Annotated in this window: 1 protein-coding gene; it reads right to left on the bottom strand. The window is 47.6% G+C overall.

Features of this window, described 5'->3' with window-relative positions; all coding sequences use genetic code 11:
- Positions 1–38 precede the first annotated feature (38 nt).
- A protein-coding gene (locus KNP06_RS15055; protein WP_138858667.1) for an IS3 family transposase occupies positions 39–1,366 on the bottom strand; the annotation gives its coding sequence in 2 pieces (ribosomal slippage) (positions 39–967 and positions 967–1,366; 1,329 coding nt in all).
- Between the last annotated feature and the right edge of the window lie 93 nt (positions 1,367–1,459).

Here is a 1,459-nt window from a genome sequence, read left to right as displayed (position 1 = left end):
TAATCTGTACCCCTTGTAAAGGACATTAATAAAAAAACTTATGCTGATTCAAGGAGATGATTCCTGTACTGTACGGGAGTCATCTTTTTCATGTTCCATTGATAACGATGATGGTTGTAATAGTTAATGGTTTTTCGGATTTCACGCTGTAGTGAATCGAACGTGGTACAGGCCTTTAACTCGACGATATCCTTGAAATGTCCAAAGAATGATTCCTGGACAGCGTTATCCCAACAGTTGCCCCGTCGGGACATGGATTGACCTAGCTTCATACGCTTCACCTCTTTCTGATAGGTCGGGCTCGTGTAGTGCCCTCCTTGATCTGAATGGATGAATGCGTCCTTGTCCAAGCGAATCCTCCGGTTCTTCCGTAAACGCTTCAACGTATCCAATACAATGTCGAGATTGATGTTCTCAGAGAGTTGATGCGCCAGTACCTCATTGGTCGAACCGTCCACGATGGTCGAAAGATAGGCTCGCTTACCGTTCCCGTAAAATATGTAGGTGATATCGGTGAGAAGCACCTTGTAGGGAGTGCCCTGTTTGAATTCGCGTTTGAGGCGATTCGGCACCACCCGGTGCTCGGCCGTCGCCTTAATGAGCCGTTTGTATGGCTTCGCCTTGCGGATTGGACACACGATGTTGTATTTCCGCATGATACGTCGGATACACTTCAGGTTCATCGTCACACCGAAATGACCAGACAGCACCATCTTGATCTGCCTAGCACCCTTCTTGCGCTTCTTGAAGTGGAACGCCTTCAGAACGAGGTCACGAAGAGCCACGTCTTTCGATTCGCGCTCCTGTCTGGTCTGTCTCCTCCGTTCCGAGAAATAGGCGTGGTATCCCTGACGTGACACCCCGGCCACCTGGCAGAGATGGCTGACCATCCCCTTCATTTTGTGCTTGATGATGACACCTTGAATCAGCTCATACTTTTGCGATGCGTTAAGTCCAGCTTTCCTCTCCCTTCCGCCAGGCGGATCTCCTTTAATAGTTCGACCTCTGCTTTCAACAGTTTGTTTTCGGCCTCGAGCTTCGCGTACCGTTCTTCTGTCGACAGCTCTTTATCTCTCCAACGTCCTGAATTACTTGATCGTGTATCGCGCAGCCCCATTACCCCATCTTTTCGGTAAGCTCGTGTCCAACGATTTTTACAAGAACTCATACGCCGTTCACCGAGTACCTCCACATCGAATCCACATCCCCGGAAGATTTCCACAGGGAACTTTCCTTCCAACGTCTGTGCTATAAAAAGTTCCTTAAACTCATCGGTATACGTGATCCCTTTCGGGCTCACAGATTTAACGTAAGGATTTGCGGCTAGCGCATCTATTTCTTTTGACGTAAATATCTTCTTCGACACTCGAATTCACTCCCAATATGATTTAGTCCAGTGTACACAAAAACCCTGAGCAGTAGACTTTTTTTTAGTGTCTACTACTCAGGGTACAGTTTA

Origin of the sequence: Exiguobacterium sp. s21 (assembly GCF_018617975.1) — a bacterium.
In the GTDB taxonomy this organism is placed as follows: domain Bacteria; phylum Bacillota; class Bacilli; order Exiguobacteriales; family Exiguobacteriaceae; genus Exiguobacterium; species Exiguobacterium mexicanum_A.
The sequence above is the reverse complement of the archived record's forward strand: the minus strand, read 5'-3'. Positions and strand labels throughout refer to the sequence as shown.